At 29.2% G+C, this 19,014-nt stretch carries 21 protein-coding genes; 1 reads left to right on the top strand and 20 read right to left on the bottom strand.

Going from position 1 to position 19,014, the window contains the following annotated elements; translation table 11 throughout:
• Window positions 1–2: 2 nt before the first annotated feature.
• The 19 genes from Fi14EGH31_RS05850 to Fi14EGH31_RS05760 form a co-directional block, all read right to left on the bottom strand.
• Window positions 3–1,181 (bottom strand): CDP-glycerol glycerophosphotransferase family protein, encoded by a 1,179-nt coding sequence (locus Fi14EGH31_RS05850; protein WP_200765236.1) that lies wholly within the window; start codon window positions 1,179–1,181, stop codon window positions 3–5.
• A gap of 37 nt (window positions 1,182–1,218) precedes the next feature.
• Entirely contained in the window at window positions 1,219–3,450 is a 2,232-nt protein-coding gene (locus tag Fi14EGH31_RS05845) for a bifunctional glycosyltransferase family 2 protein/CDP-glycerol:glycerophosphate glycerophosphotransferase (RefSeq protein WP_117872261.1), read from the bottom strand.
• Window positions 3,451–3,464: 14 nt separating this feature from the next.
• A complete protein-coding gene (gene tagD, locus Fi14EGH31_RS05840) occupies window positions 3,465–3,857 on the bottom strand; it encodes a glycerol-3-phosphate cytidylyltransferase (RefSeq protein WP_022001153.1) in 393 nt (130 codons plus the stop codon).
• A gap of 10 nt (window positions 3,858–3,867) precedes the next feature.
• Window positions 3,868–4,695: an ABC transporter ATP-binding protein gene (locus Fi14EGH31_RS05835; RefSeq protein ID WP_117782295.1), complete on the bottom strand. Its 828-nt coding sequence runs from the start codon at window positions 4,693–4,695 to the stop codon at window positions 3,868–3,870.
• Window positions 4,696–4,704: 9 nt separating this feature from the next.
• Window positions 4,705–5,523: an ABC transporter permease gene (locus tag Fi14EGH31_RS05830; protein ID WP_117782296.1), complete on the bottom strand. Its 819-nt coding sequence runs from the start codon at window positions 5,521–5,523 to the stop codon at window positions 4,705–4,707.
• 115 nt (window positions 5,524–5,638) lie between these two features.
• Complete coding sequence (gene pyrE, locus Fi14EGH31_RS05825; protein WP_107029281.1) at window positions 5,639–6,271, bottom strand: orotate phosphoribosyltransferase; 633 nt, start codon at window positions 6,269–6,271, stop codon at window positions 5,639–5,641.
• Window positions 6,272–6,273: 2 nt separating this feature from the next.
• The gene (pyrF, locus tag Fi14EGH31_RS05820; RefSeq protein ID WP_022001157.1) at window positions 6,274–6,984 is read right to left on the bottom strand and encodes an orotidine-5'-phosphate decarboxylase; all 711 of its coding nucleotides are present in this window, start codon (window positions 6,982–6,984) and stop codon (window positions 6,274–6,276) included.
• Between the two features lie 61 nt (window positions 6,985–7,045).
• Window positions 7,046–7,396, bottom strand: a complete 351-nt coding sequence (locus tag Fi14EGH31_RS05815) for a DUF3783 domain-containing protein (protein WP_022001158.1) — start codon at window positions 7,394–7,396, stop codon at window positions 7,046–7,048.
• Between the two features lie 49 nt (window positions 7,397–7,445).
• Window positions 7,446–8,051, bottom strand: a complete 606-nt coding sequence (gene rpsD / locus Fi14EGH31_RS05810; RefSeq protein ID WP_022001159.1) for a 30S ribosomal protein S4 — start codon at window positions 8,049–8,051, stop codon at window positions 7,446–7,448.
• A 222-nt stretch (window positions 8,052–8,273) separates the two neighbouring features.
• Window positions 8,274–8,915, bottom strand: coding sequence for a GyrI-like domain-containing protein (locus tag Fi14EGH31_RS05805; RefSeq protein ID WP_117867762.1), 642 nt, complete (start codon window positions 8,913–8,915; stop codon window positions 8,274–8,276).
• 12 nt (window positions 8,916–8,927) lie between these two features.
• On the bottom strand, window positions 8,928–9,719 hold the full coding sequence (locus tag Fi14EGH31_RS05800) for a MerR family transcriptional regulator (RefSeq protein WP_200765235.1): 792 nt from the start codon (window positions 9,717–9,719) through the stop codon (window positions 8,928–8,930).
• 113 nt (window positions 9,720–9,832) lie between these two features.
• Window positions 9,833–10,618, bottom strand: a complete 786-nt coding sequence (locus tag Fi14EGH31_RS05795; protein WP_200765234.1) for an HAD-IIB family hydrolase — start codon at window positions 10,616–10,618, stop codon at window positions 9,833–9,835.
• Window positions 10,619–10,628: 10 nt separating this feature from the next.
• Complete coding sequence (locus Fi14EGH31_RS05790) at window positions 10,629–11,909, bottom strand: amidohydrolase family protein (RefSeq protein WP_117782317.1); 1,281 nt, start codon at window positions 11,907–11,909, stop codon at window positions 10,629–10,631.
• Window positions 11,910–11,983: 74 nt separating this feature from the next.
• Window positions 11,984–12,784: an SDR family NAD(P)-dependent oxidoreductase gene (locus tag Fi14EGH31_RS05785; protein ID WP_032091392.1), complete on the bottom strand. Its 801-nt coding sequence runs from the start codon at window positions 12,782–12,784 to the stop codon at window positions 11,984–11,986.
• Window positions 12,785–12,877: 93 nt separating this feature from the next.
• Window positions 12,878–13,192 (bottom strand): branched-chain amino acid transporter permease, encoded by a 315-nt coding sequence (locus tag Fi14EGH31_RS05780; RefSeq protein ID WP_117782300.1) that lies wholly within the window; start codon window positions 13,190–13,192, stop codon window positions 12,878–12,880.
• Complete coding sequence (locus Fi14EGH31_RS05775) at window positions 13,185–13,859, bottom strand: AzlC family ABC transporter permease (RefSeq protein ID WP_200765233.1); 675 nt, start codon at window positions 13,857–13,859, stop codon at window positions 13,185–13,187. Before Fi14EGH31_RS05775 ends, Fi14EGH31_RS05780 begins: the two co-directional genes overlap by 8 nt.
• Window positions 13,849–14,673 (bottom strand): tRNA lysidine(34) synthetase, encoded by an 825-nt coding sequence (locus Fi14EGH31_RS05770; protein WP_117782302.1) that lies wholly within the window; start codon window positions 14,671–14,673, stop codon window positions 13,849–13,851. The genes Fi14EGH31_RS05775 and Fi14EGH31_RS05770 overlap by 11 nt, the downstream gene beginning before the upstream one ends.
• Window positions 14,660–15,793 (bottom strand): cysteine desulfurase family protein, encoded by a 1,134-nt coding sequence (locus Fi14EGH31_RS05765; protein ID WP_195946641.1) that lies wholly within the window; start codon window positions 15,791–15,793, stop codon window positions 14,660–14,662. The genes Fi14EGH31_RS05770 and Fi14EGH31_RS05765 overlap by 14 nt, the downstream gene beginning before the upstream one ends.
• Window positions 15,794–15,870: 77 nt before the next feature.
• Window positions 15,871–17,343 carry a glycoside hydrolase family 1 protein gene (locus Fi14EGH31_RS05760; protein WP_195946639.1) on the bottom strand — a complete coding sequence of 491 codons (1,473 nt, stop codon included), beginning with the start codon at window positions 17,341–17,343 and terminating at the stop codon, window positions 15,871–15,873.
• A 142-nt stretch (window positions 17,344–17,485) separates the two neighbouring features.
• Between Fi14EGH31_RS05760 and Fi14EGH31_RS05755 the strand changes: the two genes are divergently transcribed.
• On the top strand, window positions 17,486–18,235 hold the full coding sequence (locus Fi14EGH31_RS05755; protein ID WP_117782304.1) for a MurR/RpiR family transcriptional regulator: 750 nt from the start codon (window positions 17,486–17,488) through the stop codon (window positions 18,233–18,235).
• A gap of 11 nt (window positions 18,236–18,246) precedes the next feature.
• Here Fi14EGH31_RS05755 and Fi14EGH31_RS05750 read toward each other — a convergent pair whose 3' ends face one another.
• Complete coding sequence (locus Fi14EGH31_RS05750) at window positions 18,247–18,996, bottom strand: arginase family protein (protein ID WP_227408604.1); 750 nt, start codon at window positions 18,994–18,996, stop codon at window positions 18,247–18,249.
• Between the last annotated feature and the right edge of the window lie 18 nt (window positions 18,997–19,014).

The following is a 19,014-nucleotide window of genomic DNA, read 5'->3' as shown; positions in this document are numbered from 1 at the left end:
ACCTACTTAAAAACAATATCAACTACTCGTTTAGAAGCTTTACCATCTTCATGATTATTAAAACGTTGATTAAACTTATCTAAACGTTGATAATCGTAACCTTTTTTAATTTCTTCTAATAGTTGATTTTCATCTTCAATAATATCTCCAGGTAAATCATGATAAATATCTAAATAAAAACCTCTTAATTCGTCTCGATAATGAATCAAATCATACATATAAAAATAAATAGGTCTTTTTAAAATAGCATAATCAAAGAAAACACTTGAATAATCAGTAACTAAAGCATCTGCAATAATATATAAATTAGAAATATCTTCATTAGCTTCTACAAAATAAACAAATCCTTGATATTGATCAATATCAAAATCATTAACAATTAAATAATGAGGTTTAAATACAATAACATATTTATCCCCTAATATTTTTTGCCATTTATCAAAGTGAACTTCTAATTTAAAAGTATACCCTTTGGTTATATAAGAATTATCTCTCCACGTTGGTGCATAAAGAAGTACCTTTTTATCAAGAGGAATTCCTAATTTTTTCTTAATATTTAAAACATCTTCTTCTGTATAATTTGTTAAAAAATCATTTCGCGGATAGCCAGTTTCAATCAATCTTTCTCTATTAATTCTAAAAGCACTTTGGAAAACCTCAGTTGTAAAAGCACTTGGAGAAATCATATAGTTATACTTTTTAACATCTTGTGCGTATGTTTCATGCATCATTTCTTCATTCATGCCACTTCGATAAAAAGTAGTTCCTTCAGGAACTTCTATATCAAAAGCCAATTTTTTAAGCGGTGTTCCATGCCATGTTTGTAAATATATTTGATTTTTCTTTTTTAAAACATACATTGGTAATTTACAATTTGCAATCCAATATTGACTTCTTGCAAGATAAAAGAAATAAGGAATTGAAAAATATTCAATCACTTTAGCATTTTCAATAGAAATGTTTTTCTTTTTATGGTGCTTAATAGCCCATATAAAACGATAATCTTTAAATTGATCTTGTTGTCTCATATATTCATAAATAGCTCTAGGATTATCGCTATACCCCCTACCATGGAAGGCAATAAACAAGACTGTTTTTTTATGAGTTGGTATTAACTTATAAGTCATTCGATAGATAAACTTAATTGTTTTACCTAAGATATTTTTTATTAATCTAAGCATTTTAAACCTCCTTATAAAAATAAGGGGTAACCCCCCCTTATTTAAAAACTGCTTCAACTGCTCTTTGTGAGGCATTTCCATCATCAATAGAACAGAATTTATCATAGAATACTTCATAACGTTGAGCATATTTTTGATTCATTTCATCAAGATGTTTAATTTGATCAATCACTTCTTTAGTCGAATAAACTAGTGGACCAGGAAGTTCTTTTTCCATATCAATATAAAAACCTCTTAAAACATCACGATATTTATCTATATCATAAGTATAGAATAACATTGGTCTTTTTAAATTAGCATAATCAAAGAAAACACTTGAATAATCTGTAATACAAATATCAGAAATTAAGTAAATTTCAGTAATATCATCATATTTAGATAGATTATAGGCAAAATCTTCAACTCCTGTAACATCTAACGCATCCGCAATATAATGATGTGTTCTAAGTAGAATGACATATTCATCTCCTAACTCTTCTTTCATCATTTCTAAATCTAATTTTAACTTAAATTTATATTGCCCTTTTCCATAGTATTCATCATCTCTCCATGTTGGTGCATATAAAATTGTTTTCTTATCTAATGGAATATGAAGCTTCTTTTTCAAATCTAATGCAATTTGATCTTTATTTGGTGCATACAATAAATCATTACGAGGATATCCAATTTCTAACATTGTTCCATTGGTATACATAAAACAACTTTTGAAAATATCACTTGAAAATTTATTAGCTGCAATTAAATAATCCCATTCTTGTTTTTGACGATAAAATTGAGATTTATAAGTTGGAGAAGCTGCAGTCACCTCTTCTTGATCAAAAGCGAGACGTTTAAGTGGTGTTCCATGCCATGTTTCTAAGAAAACTTGACCTTCTCTTTTTCTAAACCATAAAGGTTGTCTGATATTAAAAACAAAATATTTAGATTTAGCTAAATAATAAGCATATTTCTTCGTAAATCTTTTAACAATGATTCCTTCATAAGGCAGTTTTTCTTTAGGATCATTTAAAACCCAAATAAATTTATATTTTCCTGGATAATTTTTAGCTAAATATTCATAAATATACTTTGGTGAATCCGCATAACTTTTACCCATAAAAGTTTCAAACATGATCCAATTTTCTTCAATTGGTTCATTGATATATTTATGACGATATAAATACTTATTAATTTCATTTTTATTTTTTAATATCTTTTTCATCTTATTTTTAGCAAGATGTTTAGCAATTACTTTTTGTGTTTGTTGTAGATCATGATTTCTAGCAAGTTTCACCATTTTTCTTTGATAATGAGACATATTTTTCAATAAATCATCTCTTACATCCTGCATTAAAATAGACATTTGATCAAATCTTTCATCTCTCCAAAAATCATCTTTAGATCGTCTAATTTTCTTAGCAAAGAAATTACTATAATATTTAATCATTTTAGAATCTAAATAATAACGAATTCTACTTTCTTTATCTACTAAAGAAATAGCATACTTATAGACATTAATAAATTCATCAAATTTAGTTTCATCTTTAATTTGCGACAAGGCAGGTGTATTGATTGGATCATTATGTTTTCTTTTTGCATAGAGTGTTTTGTCATTGAAATTTATCTTATGACCATACATAACAAGTCCTTCTACAAAAGGTAAATCACTATAATAAATGAAATCTTCATTAAAACGTAAATGATTTTCTTCAATTAAACTACGTTTAATTAAAATATTTAAAACTGAAATATTTCGAATCCCTTTTTTCGCTCTAATTAATAAATCAATTCTTCTTTGTTCATCACTATCATCTATGTCAGAATAATCTTTTTCTAAGAATTTATGATTACGATCATCATCTTTATCCTTCAAATTTAATTCTTCATTTTTTTCATCACCCATGGTTTCAAAAACTTGTTTTTTAAACCATGTGATCCATCTTCTACCAACAACTAAATCTAAATCTTTTTGCATAGCATCTTGAAGCAAACAAGATAATGTTTGAGGCATAATATAATCATCACTATCAATGAAATAAATATAATCTCCTGTTGCATTTTCTAAACCAAGATTTCTTTTTTTAGCAACACCTTCTTCTATTGAACAAGGAATAACATTCAAAGATATTTTATCTTTATATGTGTCTACTAATTGTTGAAATTTTTGGTCATCTTGACTTCCCACTAATAATGTTTCAATTTCAACATTTTCTTGTTCACTTAAACTTTCTAAACAATCTTTTAAATATTGATAATATCCTTCATAAGGGACAATCACACTAATTTTCATACAACTCTCCTTTATTATAATTTATCTTTTAAATCATCTTTGATTTTAGTTGTAGAAATACCTTCTGTACGAGGTAAATAAACTACTTCACAATAATCTTTTAAGAAATCAAATTGGCCTTTCCAATCATCACCCATAACAAAAACATCAACATCATGTTCTTGAACATCTTTTATTTTTTGATCCCATGATTCTTCTAAAATAACTTCATCTACATATTTAATAGCTTTTAAAATAGCCATACGATCTTGATCACTATGATAAGCTTTCTTACCTTTTTGGGCATTAAAAGCATCACTGCTGACTGCTACAATCAAATAATCTCCTAATTCTTTAGCACGTCTTAAAATATTTAAATGACCAACATGAAACAAATCAAAAGTTCCATATGTGATAACTTTCTTCATCCTATTTCTCCTATCTCTTCATTTTATCTAATAATTTTTCCCAAAAACCAATTTTAGGATTTTGAACAATTCGACTTTCAAATTTTTCATCATTTAATTTTTTCTTTTCTTTTTTCTTTAAACTATTATAAAAATCAACATATTCGGCATACTCATCGCATACTTCTTCAACGTCACCATATTCTTTTAAACGTCCACCTTCAATCCACATAGCCTTTTGACAGAATCCTCTTACTTGTGGCAAAGAGTGAGAAATAAAGATAATTGTTTTTCCTTGATCTTTAAGTTCATTCATTTTGTCTAAGCACTTTTGAGCAAATCCTTTATCCCCAACCGATAAAGCTTCATCGACAATGATGATATCAGGATTTAAATAAAGTGAAATTGAAAAACCTAATCTTGATTTCATCCCACTTGAATATTTCTTAACGGGTTGATATAAGAAATCACCAATTTCAGCAAATTCAATAACACCTTCCGTAATTTCTTGAATTCTTTTTCTAGAAAGTCCAAGCAATGCTCCTTTAACATTAATATTTTCAAGCCCTGTAAGTTGCATATCCAATCCTGTATTGATTGCAATTAAAGCTTGTTCTCCATTGATATCCATTGTACCCTCATCAATTTGTGAAATACCTGCTAAAATCAATGATAATGTTGATTTACCCGAACCATTTGTTCCTAAAATTCCTACAACTTCTCCTTTAGGAATTGTAAAAGTAATATCATTTAAAGCATAGAATCTTTGTGTAACTGAGCTTTTTGATTTACCATCATTTTTCTTTTTTAATTTATATATTTTTGAAACATGTTCAAATTTAATTGCATAATCTTCCATTATTACCACCTAAATCATATCAATAAATTTATGTTTAAATTTATACATCATCATACTACCAATTGTAAAAATCACAATGACAAACACCCAAAAGAAAAGCATTTGTTTCCAATAAAATAAGATTCCATGATGATATAAGAAACAATCTCTATAACCACATACAACATAATAAATTGGATTAGCTTTCATAATATATCTTACTGTCATTTGCCACCCATATTTGTGTAAACGTGAAATTGGCCATAAAATTGGTGTTAAATAAAGTAATAAACGCATACACGCTAAAATAAGCTTTCTTGTATCACGAGCTAACATATTTAAAACAGATGTAATCATCGCAAGTGAAATTGTTAAACAAATTGCTGCAAAAAGATAATAAATAAGTTCAAGCCAATAAAGTGAAGGCATGATCCCTTGTGTAAGCAAAAAGACAACTAAGATAGCCATCAAACAAAAATGATTAAACAATTCTTTTCCAACAACTGTAGCTGGTAAAACGGATACCGGAAATTTCATTTTTGTAATGACATTACGTTTAGCATAAATGGCATTGGCACCATTAGTAATACATGGACTAATAAAAAACCATACCACCATCCCACATAACATCCATTGAATAAAAGGAATCTTTCCTACAGCCTTTCTATTCATAATTAAACCAAACACAAAATAATACGTCATAATTTGAATTGCTGGATTAGCAAAATTCCAAAAAACACCTAATCTTGAATCTCGCATATCAGAAAGCAATTCATATTTTGAAATACAATATATACGATACAAATTTGTAAAGTTTTCTTTTAATACATATCGAATACTTTTAAACATACTTACCTCCAAAAAGTAAACCTACTATTACTTTTACATCATACCACTATTTTTTGCAAATAAAAACAAAAAAAAGGAACAATGGCTTTAAATAACCATCATTCCCTAAAAATACTTATTTATTCATCCATGATTCATCACTTGGATCAACTTTCCAAGCTTTTAATTTTTCCATATCTTCATGTTTAATATAGTCATGTTCTTTTGCTACTTCAATTAAAGTATCATAATTTGATAAAGTCACAAATGGACAATGTGCATTTTCAAAATTAACTGTTGCTTTATCTAAACCATAAGTAAAGATAGCAATTAATCCTAAAACTTCACATCCAGCCTCTCTTAAAGCTTCAACACATTCTAAAGAAGAACCACCAGTTGAAATTAAATCTTCAACAACAACAACTTTCATTCCTTCTTTAACAACACCTTCAATACGGTTATTACGTCCATGAGATTTAGCTCCTCCACGAACATACCCCATTGGTAAATCTAAAATATCAGCAGCTAAAGCAGCATGTGCAATCCCAGCAGTAGCTGTTCCCATTAAACATTCTGCTTCTGGGAAATTATCTTTTACAAGTTGAGCAAGTCCTTGTTCAACATCTTTTCTTACTTTTGGATAAGATAAAGTTAAACGATTATCACAATAAATTGGTGATTTAATACCACTTGCCCAAGTAAATGGTTCATTTGGTCTTAAAAAGACAGCTTTAATATCTAATAAATCTTTAGCAATAATTTTTTTCATTTCTATTCTCCTTGAAAATCTTGATAAACTTTTTTATATGTCGCCAAAGGATCTTGACTTCCTGTAATTGTTCTACCAACAACAATATAGCTTGAAGTAAGTTCTTTTGCCATAGCTGGTGTTGTTACACGTTTTTGATCATTGACATTATCACTTGCAAGACGGATTCCTGGTGTAACTGTCAAAAATTCTTTTCCTAAATGATCATGAATGATTTTTGATTCTAATGGTGAACATACAACCCCATCTAATCCTGCAGCTTTTGCATTTTCAGCCCATTTTAATACAACATTTTCTAATGGTTCATGAATAAGTAACTGATTATCTAAAACATCTTGATCTAAAGATGTTAAGCATGTTACAGCAATACATAATGGTCTTTTACCACTTGTTTTGCCTTCTTCTAATCCTTCAATAGCAGCTTTCATCATTTCAATACCACCTGAAGCATGAACATTGACCATATCGACATCTAACTTAGCAAGTTGTCTCATGGCACTTTTTACAGTATTTGGAATATCATGTAATTTTAAATCTAAAAAGATTTTATGTCCCATTTCTTTAATCATTTTAATGATTTCAATTCCTTCTCCATAAAACAATTCCATCCCTACTTTTACATAAAGACTTTCTCCCTCAAATTGTTTTAAGAAGTTTTCAACATCACTTTTTGTCTTAAAATCAAGAGCAATACAAATTCTACTTTCGTTCATAAAAACCTCCTTATTATTCTTTTACTATTATACCAAAATTACTACCTCTATTCTACACGATTTATTTATTTTTTTGATATTCTTCTAGTAAATGTAAAACTAACTTTTCAAATGTCCAATTATAATTTGTTGCTGTTACAACAGCTTTTAAACAAAGTGTTGAATTATTTTTTAATTTTGATAATATTTGATCCATTTGTAAAGATGCAACGTTTGAAAAAACAACAACCGCTGCTTCTAAATTATTCTTTTTTGTTTTTTTAATCTTTTTATTTAAAATATCTTTAACTTTATTTTGTGTCATCTGTTCATTCAATAAAATTATTTCAATGTTCATCAACAAACATAATTGTTTTAATGATTCATAATTTTGAATCTTTTCCTTACGATAAATAATGAGCTTTGCGTTCATAAATTCTCCTTTATATACAAAAAAACAGCTATAAAAGCTGTTTTTCTTATTAACCAAGTCTGTTGTAGTATTCAACGATTAATGATTCATTGATTTCTGAGTTTAATTCAGATCTTTCAGGTAAACGAGTTAATTTACCAGTTAATTTATTAGTATCAACTTCAACGAAAGCTGGAGTTGCAACTTTGTTTTCTAAAGCTTCTTTAATAACTGCTAAATTTAATGATCTTTCTCTTACTTCGATAACATCTCCAACATTTACTCTGTATGATGGGATATCAGTTTTAACACCATTTACTAAGAAATGACCATGGTTTACTAATTGTCTAGCTTGTCTTCTTGTAGAAGCAAAACCTAATCTATAAACAACATTGTCTAATCTTCTTTCTAATAAGCATAAGAAGTTGTAACCATGGATACCTTCCATTTTACCTGCTTGATTAAATGTGTTGTGGAATTGTTTTTCATTAACTCCATACATATGTCTTACTTTTTGTTTTTCTGCTAATTGTAATCCATATTCAGTTTGTTTTTTTCTTTTTTGTCCATGTTGACCTGGAGCATAAGCTCTTCTGTTTAATTCTTTCCCGTTTTCTAAGATTGAGAATCCTAAACGACGAGAGATTTTCCATTGTGGTCCTGTATAACGTGCCATAAATTTTCCTCCGTATATTGTTTTATTTGCATAAAGCAATAACATTGCATAGATCAATTAATAAGTGTTAATATTAAGCATTTCCCATTGCAGCCAGGTACTTTGCAATCATTTGATATTAACGCATTTTTTAATCCTCTATGTGCTGCTATTCATTTACTGCCTTGTCATCATACTATATATTTATAACAATGTCAAACATTATTTTCCTTCATTAATTCATTATTTTTTATTAATTTTACATATTGGATGACGAATCACTGTTTTCCATTTTTCCGGAGCAATTTTTCTTGCATCTGATAAATAAATTTCATGATGCAATCTTGATTTACTAAAATCATTTTGATAACCCTTTTCTTGAAGAAATTGATTCATTATTTCCACTGTATTTATTTCATCATCAAAAGATCCTTGATGCATCATTTGCACACATAATCCTTCTTCAAAGGTAAAAAATTCCGCTTTTGAACAATCTATCTTCTTTTTAATAGATGCTCTTTTTACTGCCCAATCAAAATCTTTTTTTGTAATAAAGTCAGGAAGTCTTATGACTGAAATCCAGTTAAAATTTTCTTTATGTAAATAATCAATATTTTCTACATTTTCTTGCCACCAAAAACCTTCAAGTGGCGGTACAACATATTGGTAAAAGCCTTTAATTTGATAATCTGTTTTATAACTCATTTTTAAAGTATACGCCACTGCATAAAGTACCTGAATGGCTTGTTGATAACTTCCATCTTCTTCATTAGGATTGCCTTTTCCTCTTACTGCGATATAATTGAATGAAGGTATATTAATAATTTCCGGTTTATTTTTAGGCCTATAATATTCTTTATATTCTTTTTTTAAATCAAAAATCATCTTTCTTTTCTCCTAAACAATAGGTATTTGAATTTCTGTAAGCCACTCATCAACTGATTCTTTATTCCAAATACCATCAATATAACATTCTCTTGATCGTCCCGATACTTGATAACCATTATCCTCTACATATTTCATAAGAAAACTATACGCCACACCAATTTCATCATAAGCTCCTTTATAAAAGATACTTAATACCTTTGTTTCTGGTATCTTTTTAAACATAATTCGTGTACTTTCTTCGCCCATACATTCCACTGCTTCATTATGTCGGATCCAAATATCACTTTCTTTATGTTCATTATCCAAATATTCACAAAATTCATATGGTGGCTTTGTACATTTTACATGTGGATTCAATTCCTTGCATTCTTTTTTTAAGCTTGGAATAATTTTCATCATATCCGAATAACTTTTTACTTTTACTTCACTATAATAGACAATTGTTTCAGATATCATTTTTTCTATTACTTGATATTGTATTTCATTATCATCCAAAAGATGATGAATCATCAAAAGACGGCTTTCAATTTCTTCCTTTTGACTTTCTAATACTTTTGATTTAGAAATAAGTACTTCCTTTAGATTAGTACCTTGATTAATTGCTTGTATTTCTTCAATTGTTAGCCCTAATTGACGATACGACTTAATTCGTGCTGCCTCTTTTAGTTGACTTGTTTCATAAAAACGATACCCTGTTTGTTCATCTACTTTTCGCGGAATCAAAAGACCTCTTTTTTCATAAAAACGAAGTGCTTTGATTGTTAAATGAGACAACTTTGAAAATTCTCCGATTTTTAACATGATTTGATTCTCCTTTTCTCTTTCAAATTATGAATTGTCCCCTAAGGGGAGAGTCAACAATTTTCTATGATTAAAAAATACGGAGTGGTGTTCACTCCGTCATTTTATTACTTTTAATCATTTTCTTTTATCCAACCAAAATGAACACACGCATTATAAATACCATCTTGATCACATGGTGTTGTTACATAAGTCGCTTTTTCTTTTAATTCATCGATAGCATTTCCCATCGCAATACTTGTCCATTCATCTCTAAACATGCTTAAATCATTTTTTTCATCACCAAAAACAACCACATCTTTATAGTCACCGTTAAAATGGTCAACCATCATTTTAATACCAACTGATTTATCTCCTGGTTCCACAAATAAATATTCTTTATGAAAACGACACCAAGGAAGTTCTTTTAAAGTTTCAAGCTTTTGTTCTTCAGAAGCAAAACACGCCACATAAACTTTATAAATTTGTTCATAATTTCTAGGATCAAGTCCTTCTACAACTTCAGTATCCATATAAACATCATGAGTAAAATCATAGAAGCGAGAATCAGGTGCTAATCTTCTTGTTTTATTATCAGGTGATATAGCCCAAATAAAGTTCTTTTCTTTACATTCATTTATAAGATTTAAACATTTTTGATAATCAAGGGGCTTAATCGTAATTAATTCATTATTAATGGTAATTCCATTGCCACCATCACTGACCATATTTTCAAAGCCAAGTTCTTTCATATGATCTACAGCCATAGCATAGCTTCTTCCTGTCGCAATAGCTACAAAGTGTCCTTGTTCTTTTAACATGCGAATTGCTTTTTTTGTTGATTCAGGAATGTATTGTCTTCCTGGTGTTCCTACTGCTAATGTTCCATCAATGTCAAAAAAGAAAAATTTTCTGTTCATAACTAACTCCTTATAAATACTTATCTAATTCTGTTTCTACTGTTTTATTGATTTTTACCTTTGGATAATCAATTAATTTACCACGTGTAAATACTTTTTCAACATATCTTAAAGCTTTTAAATCATCTAAAGGATTTTCACTTACAACGATCATATCTGCATCCTTACCAACATCAATACTTCCTGTTATTTCTTCTAAACCTGCGTATTTAGCAGCCAATGATGTTGCGCTATAAAGTGCAAACTGATTAGAAACTCCAATGTATTTATGAAAGTAGTAAAGTTCTCGCCAGAAGTCATATTGACTTACCCATGGACATCCTACATCATTTCCTAAAACAACAGGTATATCATTTTCTAATGCTTGCTTTGCACAATCAATAATACCATTGAAAACGAGTTCACCATTGTATTTTTCTATTTCTGAAACATTGGAAATACTTGGATCAAACAACGCAAACGGAAGTGCTGGTGAAATCGTCGTACATAAAAAAGCCTTCTTTTCTTTAAATAAAGCAATCATTTCATCATCTAATTTTGCTCCATGTTCAATCGAATCAACACCATTTTCTAAAGCTACTTTTACTCCTTCAGGTGATTCAACATGAGCTGCCACTTTATAACCTAAAGAATGCGCTTTGTCACATACTGCTTTAACCATTTCTGGAGCCATCTTAAGTTCCCCAGGAACACCTTTTTCTTTAGCATCTAAAACACCGCCTGTAATCATTAACTTAATTAAGTCTACTTTTTCATTTTTAGCCTTATCAACTAAAGCAAGTGCTTCATCAATCGTAGAAGCTGCAATTGCGACCGAACCTGCCATATGGCCATGAGGTACAGAAATTCCTTCATTACTAGCAACAATTCTTGGTCCTACAACTTTTCCACTTAAAATTTCATCTCTTAATTTTGAATCAAAATGAGAAATACCGCCTACAGTACGAATCGTTGTAACACCACTTAATAGTTCTGTTTTAGCAAAATTAGAAACAACCTTATAAGTTATTTTTCTAGATAAAGCTGTAGACATCAACATTTTAACTGTCTTTTCATTATCTTTTTGTTTCTTTTGTGGTTTCCCATTTCCGGCAAGATGGACATGCATATTGATCAGTCCTGGCAAAATATATTTTCCTTGTAAATCAATAATTTGATAAGATTTATCTAAATTACGATAAGGTTCAATAGCCACAATTTTTTCATTTTCAATAAAAATTGCTTTCCCTGTTTCTACTTCCATATCCTGATGACCATTTAAAATTTTTCCATTAATTAATGCATACTTCATAACCATTCCTTCTTTCCTATATATTCATTATAAAAGAATACATAAAAAAAATCACTCCTAAGAGTGATTAATGATTAAGGTCTTAAACCAAGTCCACCTTCTAATGTAAGTGTTTCTCCTGTCATATATTTAAAATCAGGATTAGCAAGTTGTACACAGACACGTCCAATTTCTAATTCATTATTTCCAAAATGTCCCATTGGTGGTGTTTTAACATTTGCTTTGAAGGCTTCTGGATATGCTTTTTCAAATTGTTCTAATTGTGCCGTCCAAGCTAAAGGACATACCACATTGACATTGATTCCATCTTTTGCCCATTCATTAGCAGCTACACGTGTTAATCCACGGATTCCTTCTTTGGCAGCAGCATATGAACATTGTCCATAGTTTCCAAATAATCCTGCTCCAGAAGCAAAGTTGACAACTGATCCTTTTGTTTCTTTTAAATATGGATAACATGCTTTCATATAATAGAAGGCTGCATAGAGTCCTGAATACATTGCTAGATCAAATTGTTCTGTTGTATGATCAGCTAATGTTACTCCTGATGCTGATGCTTGCGCATTATTGATCAAAACATCGATTCTTCCATAAGTATCCATTGCTTGTTTAACAACATTGTTAACAACGGCTTCATTATCAGCACCAGCATTGACATCTGCTTGAACTGTTAAAACTTTGATACCATATAATCTTTCTAATTCTTCTTTAGCAGCTTCTAATTTTTTAACATTACGTCCTGTAATGACAAGATTAGCTCCTTCTTTAGCATAAGCTGTCGCAATTCCATAACCAATAGAACCACAGCTTCCATCTTCTAAGACAGCACGTCCTGCTCCTGTAATAATTGCTGTTTTACCTGTTAAAAATCCCATTTATATTTCCTCCTTAAATACAATTTTTAAGTGTTAATATAATTATAGCACTACCAAAATAAAAAATCTATAGCTTGTGATATTTTTAACAAACTATAGACGGATAAAAATCATGTAAACAAGAGTTGATAAAATAATACTTAAAAAAGTATTATTCTTCCATTTATAAGTAAACACGACAGTTAAACACGCTAAAAGATAAGGAATAAAAAGAGTTGTTAATTGCATTTTTAAATCTTTTAGACAATAAACAATAAGAACTGCCATAATAGTCATTGGTAAATGCTTTTCTAGTTTTTCTAACCATTTAGGAAGTTCTTTTTCTTTAAATAAAAGAAAAGGAAAAGCTCTTAATAAAAAAGTAATTAAAGCAGAAAGAATAATTGCTGAAAGTACATAACTATTCATAAAATGTTCCTCCTTGTTTAACAAGTAAAATCATTGAAGAAATAATCAATGAAGGTAACATAAAGTTTTGACTGCCAAAAACAATCAAACAAATAATAGCGATAACAATTCCTACAACAGCAGGAAAATGATCTTTATTTTTCTCTAATTGATCCATAAAAATAATAATAAACAAGGCTGTCATACAAAAATCAATTCCTGTTAAATCAAACGGAATCAAATTACCAAGTACCGCTCCTAAAACAGTTCCAATAAGCCAATAACACCTTGAAAAAAGTGCGACATAAAACATAACTTGTTCTTTATCTTGATCTTCTAGATTACAATTAACCGCATAAGTTTCATCAGTCATGGTAAAAATCATATACCATTTTTGCTTCATTTTATTAAAAACATCTATAAAAGATAAACTATAAAAAAGTTGTCGGCTATTCATTAAAAGAGCTGTAACACCAATTGTAAGTAAAGAAGTTCCCCCACTTAATAAAGTAATCAAAAGAAATTGAAAAGCACCCGTATAAATCAAAAAACTCACAAGTAATGCTACATGCCAAGCAAAGCCCGCTTCGTTCATCATCACTCCATAAGCAATCGATACAAAAAGATAACTACACAGAATAGGTATCGATTTTTCAAAAGCTTTTTTTATAATTTCTTTATTTTTCATAATCCTCTAAAAAGCTATGATAAGCTTTATCCTTTTTCGTTCCTAAAATACAATCTAAATTAACATTATCTAAAGCTTTAAAAATATTTTGATCAACATTTGGGTTTACTTGTTTCATTGTTTTAATGAGTTCTTTGACTTCTTTTCTTTTACTTGTTCCATCATTAATTAAAGAACATCCTTCAGTAAAACGACATGCACAATTGATAAAAGTCAAATCATTATGTTTACGCCAAGAAATAATACTTTCTTCTTTTACTAAATATAAAGGGCGAATAAGCTCTAATCCCTCAAAGTTTTCACTATGTAATTTAGGCATCATCGTTTTGATTTCAGAACCATAAAACATCGAAAGAAGTGTTGTTTCAATCACATCATCAAAGTGATGTCCTAAAGCAATTTTATTACATCCTAACTCTTGTGCTTTACTATAAAGATAGCCCCTTCTCATCTTTGCACATAAATAACATGGACTTTTATCAACTGTTGAAACCACATCAAAAATATTACTTTCAAAGATTTCAATAGGTACATTCAATAAATCTGCATTATCTTCAATAAAATCACGATTATAACTGTTATATCCTGGATCCATCACAACATAATGAGCTTCAAAAGGAACACGCCCATATCTTTGTAATTCTTGAATACACTTAGCCATTAAAAAAGAATCTTTTCCACCACTAATACAAACCATAATTTTATCATTTTCTTGGATAAGTTGATAATTTTTAACAGCTTTTATAAATTTAGACCAAATTTCTTTACGATATGTTTTTATGATACTTCTTTCTATTTCTTTATATTTTTCCATTTTCAAAGCACTCCTTGTAACATTGATCAAAGATTTTTAGAAAATCTTGAACTTCTTTTTCTGTTGTTAAATGCGATAAACTAATTCTAAAAGAAGACATCGCTCTTTGACGATCTTGATAAAGCGCATAAACCATTTTAGAAGGTGTTTCTACAGGACAACATGAAGTTTTAGTAGAAATATAGATACCTTGTTGATCGAGCATTTGTGCAAATTTTGTAGCTTTCATTCCTTTTAAGGAAATATTAATAACATGAGGTAAAGAATATTTTGTACGATTTATTAATACTTGATCATATTGTTTTAATGGTTCAAGCATTTGATGATTGATCGATTTTACATAAGTTTCTCGTTCTTGTTGTTTTGAAAGAGCAATCTCTAAAGCTTTTTCAATCGATACAATATGTGCCAGTTCAGGCGTTCCACTTCTAAAAACAGTTGTTGACTTTCCCCCATCAATTTGTGTTTTTAAACCAACTTTTTTCTTTTTAATTAACATACCAGTTCCTAACATACCATAAAACTTATGAGGTGCAATAGTAACCAAATCAACATTTTGATAATCAATAGCTACTTTACCAATTGCTTGAGAAGCATCACTATGAAAAAAACAATATTTATAATCTTTTAAAACTTCTCCAATTTCTTCAATCAGTTGTCTAATTCCAAGTTCACTATCCACACTACAAACACTTACTAAAATCGTATCTTCTTGAATCATTGATTTCATTTTTTCAACATTGACTTGTCCATCTTCTTTTAAAGGAATCATTTCAACAATAAAACCATTTTCTTGCATTTTTGTAAGACTTGATAAAATTGAATTATGTTCTAAAGGTGAAATTAAAACATGTTTACCTCGATGTTTATATCTTTCTAAAATACCTTTGATTGCAAGGTTATTGGCTTCACTCGCTCCTGATGTATAAATGATTTCTTCAGGTAAGACATGTAATTGTTCAGCAATGTGCTTTGTTGTTTGATCAATAACTTCTTTTGCTTGTAATCCTAGTGTATGACTTGCATTAGGATTAGCAAAATATTTCATGGTTGCTTGATAATACGTATCAAGTACTTCTTTTTCTATTGGTATATTGGCTGCATAGTCTAAATAAATCATAAGGTACCTCTCTTTTCCTACTAATATTATAGGAATTATAAAGAAGTGTCAATAATGAAAAGAACTCTAGCTGATTGCTAGAGCTTTTCATCAAGGGCTTTCCCATTTGTTTCAATAATATGTTTCATCCAATTAAATGATTTTTTCTTTGTACGTTTTAAAGTTCCATTTCCTTTATCATCCATATCAACATAAATAAATCCATAACGTTTTTTCATTTCTCCAGTTGATAAAGAAACAAGATCAATTGGTGCCCACATCGTATATCCTAAACATTCAACACCATCTTCATTAATCGCATCAGCCATAGCTGATAAATGTTTTTGTAAGTAATCAATACGATAATCATCTTCAACATATCCATTTTCATCTGCTTGATCAATAGCTCCCATACCATTTTCTACGATAAAAATTGGTTTTTGAATACGATCATAAATTTCATTCATACAATGTCTAAGCCCAAGTGGATCAACAGGCCATCCCCAAGGTGTATTTTCTAAATAAGGATTTGAAGAACCTCCAACATTAAACCATGGATCATCTTTTTTTACTGTATTTGAACGATAATAAGAAAATGAAACAAAGTCTAATTGTCCTTCTTTTAAAATTTCTTTATCTTCTTCTGTGATTTCTAATGAATCAAAACCATGATGTTTCCACACACTTTTAGCATAAGGATGATAATAACCTCTTGCCATCGTATCAATAAAATACCAGTTTTCTCTTCTTGCTTGAAGACGTTTAAACATATCTTCTGGTTTACACGTTGCTGGATAAAGTTCACTCATTGCATACATTGTTCCAAACATGCTACCTGGCATCATTTGATGTCCTAAAATAACAGCTTTAGCACTAGCAACAAACATATGATGATCTGCTTGATATCTCACTTTTCCATCACTTTCTCTTGTTCCACATGGCCCAAATCCTCTTACAGCATTGATTTCATTAAAAGTAAGCCAATACTTACAACGTTTACCATATCTTTCAAATAAAGTCTTGCAGTATTTAACATAACAATCAATCACAAAACGATTAGACCATCCCCCATACTTTAAAGCTAAATGCATTGGCATTTCATCATGACAAATTGTAATCAATGGTTGAATATGATATTTTTCTAATTCTGAAATTACATCATCATAGAATTTCAATCCTTCTTCATTAGGTGTTTCTTCATCTCCTAAAGGATAAATACGACTCCAACAAATACTAAAACGAAAAACATTAAATCCCATTTCAGCCATAAGTGCAATATCTTCTTTATAACGATGATAAAAATCAACAGCTTGATGACTTGGATAATATTCATCATCTAAAAACACTGGTTTTGCTTCTTGTGGAACAGGATCTGCATAAAAAAATGAACTTCTTGGTTTAATAATACTACCATCATTCATTTCCATTGTATGATGTCTTGGGTTTTCCATTGACCCATCTGTTTCAAAGTCATGTGATAAAAGTCCTCTTCCTCCTTCATTGAATCCTCCTTCATATTGGAAATCAGCAGTTGCGCCACCCCATAAAAATCCTTCTGGTAATTGTTTCATAATAGTCTCCTTGTTACTTTTTACATTTTGTTTTGACAATTTTTACAAACAAATCATAATCTTATTATTCTCTTTTGTCAATAGTTACATATTATTTTGACAATTTTATCATTTTTATATAAAATAAACATGAGGTGAGACTATGAACTTAATGGAAACCATCCACTTACATAAAAATGATTTTTCTAAAACAGAACGTAAAGTTTACGATTATATTGTTCAAAACCCTACAGCTATTGAAACAGCGACGATTACTAAAATTGCTGAACTATGTCAGGTTTCAACTTCTGGAATTTTAAGATTTTGTCAAGTTTTAGGTTATAAAGGTTATAAAGATTTTCGTTTTGACATGCTTCATTATTTGCATCAAGAACATGTTGAAGTAAATTCTGAAAATCTATTTGATGAATTAACATCTAAATATTTATCAGTCATTCGTCAATTCAATAACATTGATCAAAATAAGCTCAACCAACTTATTAAACAAATAAAAAACACCAAAAACATCTATGTCATTGGTGTTCATTATTCATCTTTACCAGCAAAACATTTAGTTTTAGGATTACAAGATTTAGGTATTAATACTTATTTTGCTTATGATTATATGCAAGCAAGTCATCTTTATAATACAATTCACGAAGATGATCTCTTGATTTATTTTTCTATTGAAGGTAATCAAAATAATGTTTCTCGTTTTTTTGACCTTACAAACGCCTCTAAAAATACGTATATGATTACTTTAAATCCAAAGCCTAAATTATTGATTGAAAATACACTTATTCTTCCAGGATATACTTTATCTAAACAATCAATTGTTGATTTACAATCGATTGTTGTAATCTTTGTAGAATTACTTTTAAATATGTTTCATAATACTTTAAAAGAGGATTAAGTTTTTTTTACTTAATCCTCTTCTTTTTTTAAAAATGAAAGTATTTTTTCATTAAAAGCATCATCTTCTTTAATTTCATTTAATTGTCCTACTTCATTAGCACATTCTCCACAAATATCAATTCCAATTGTTTGACTGTTTTTAAATAAATAAGCGAGTAATATTTTAAATTCCATGAGTTGCATAGAACCTTGATCCCAATCTGTTTGAATAACATTTTGACTCAAAACATCTTTATCAATTGAAATATATAAAGGATATTGACGTAATAAATCATCAACTTTTTTCCACACTTCTCTATTTTCTAAATCATCATCTGTTAAATAGAGAACCTGATCTTGACGTTTAATCAATGAAACCTGTTTTTCATCAATACCTATTAAAATCACTTTTTTTAAATATTTATTATTTTCTAAACTATTTAAAATCCAAGATCCACAACTTAAAATATCATCAAACATCGGTTGCATCATATCACTATGATGATCAAAAACAACTAAAATAAAATCATGTTTCATTTTTTCTATCCAAAACTCACTAACATAATGAAAATTACCAGAATCTATAAAATGTATGCCTTCAGGAGATAGATTACTTATTTTAGCTTCTATTGTTCTTCTTGCTTCTTGACTACAATAACCATAAACACCTTGTAATTCATGTAAATCAAGCCATCTAATATTTTTATGTTTATAAAACTTTTCATTTTCATAAATTCCTGTAAAATCCATGACCGTCATGTTATTTTGTTTTTTAAACATTTTAAACACTTCCTTTGT

The organism is Faecalibacillus intestinalis, assembly GCF_015097455.1.
In the GTDB taxonomy this organism is placed as follows: domain Bacteria; phylum Bacillota_I; class Bacilli_A; order Erysipelotrichales; family Coprobacillaceae; genus Faecalibacillus; species Faecalibacillus intestinalis.
Note: the sequence above shows the minus strand (reverse complement) of the source record. Positions and strands in the feature narration are given on the sequence as shown.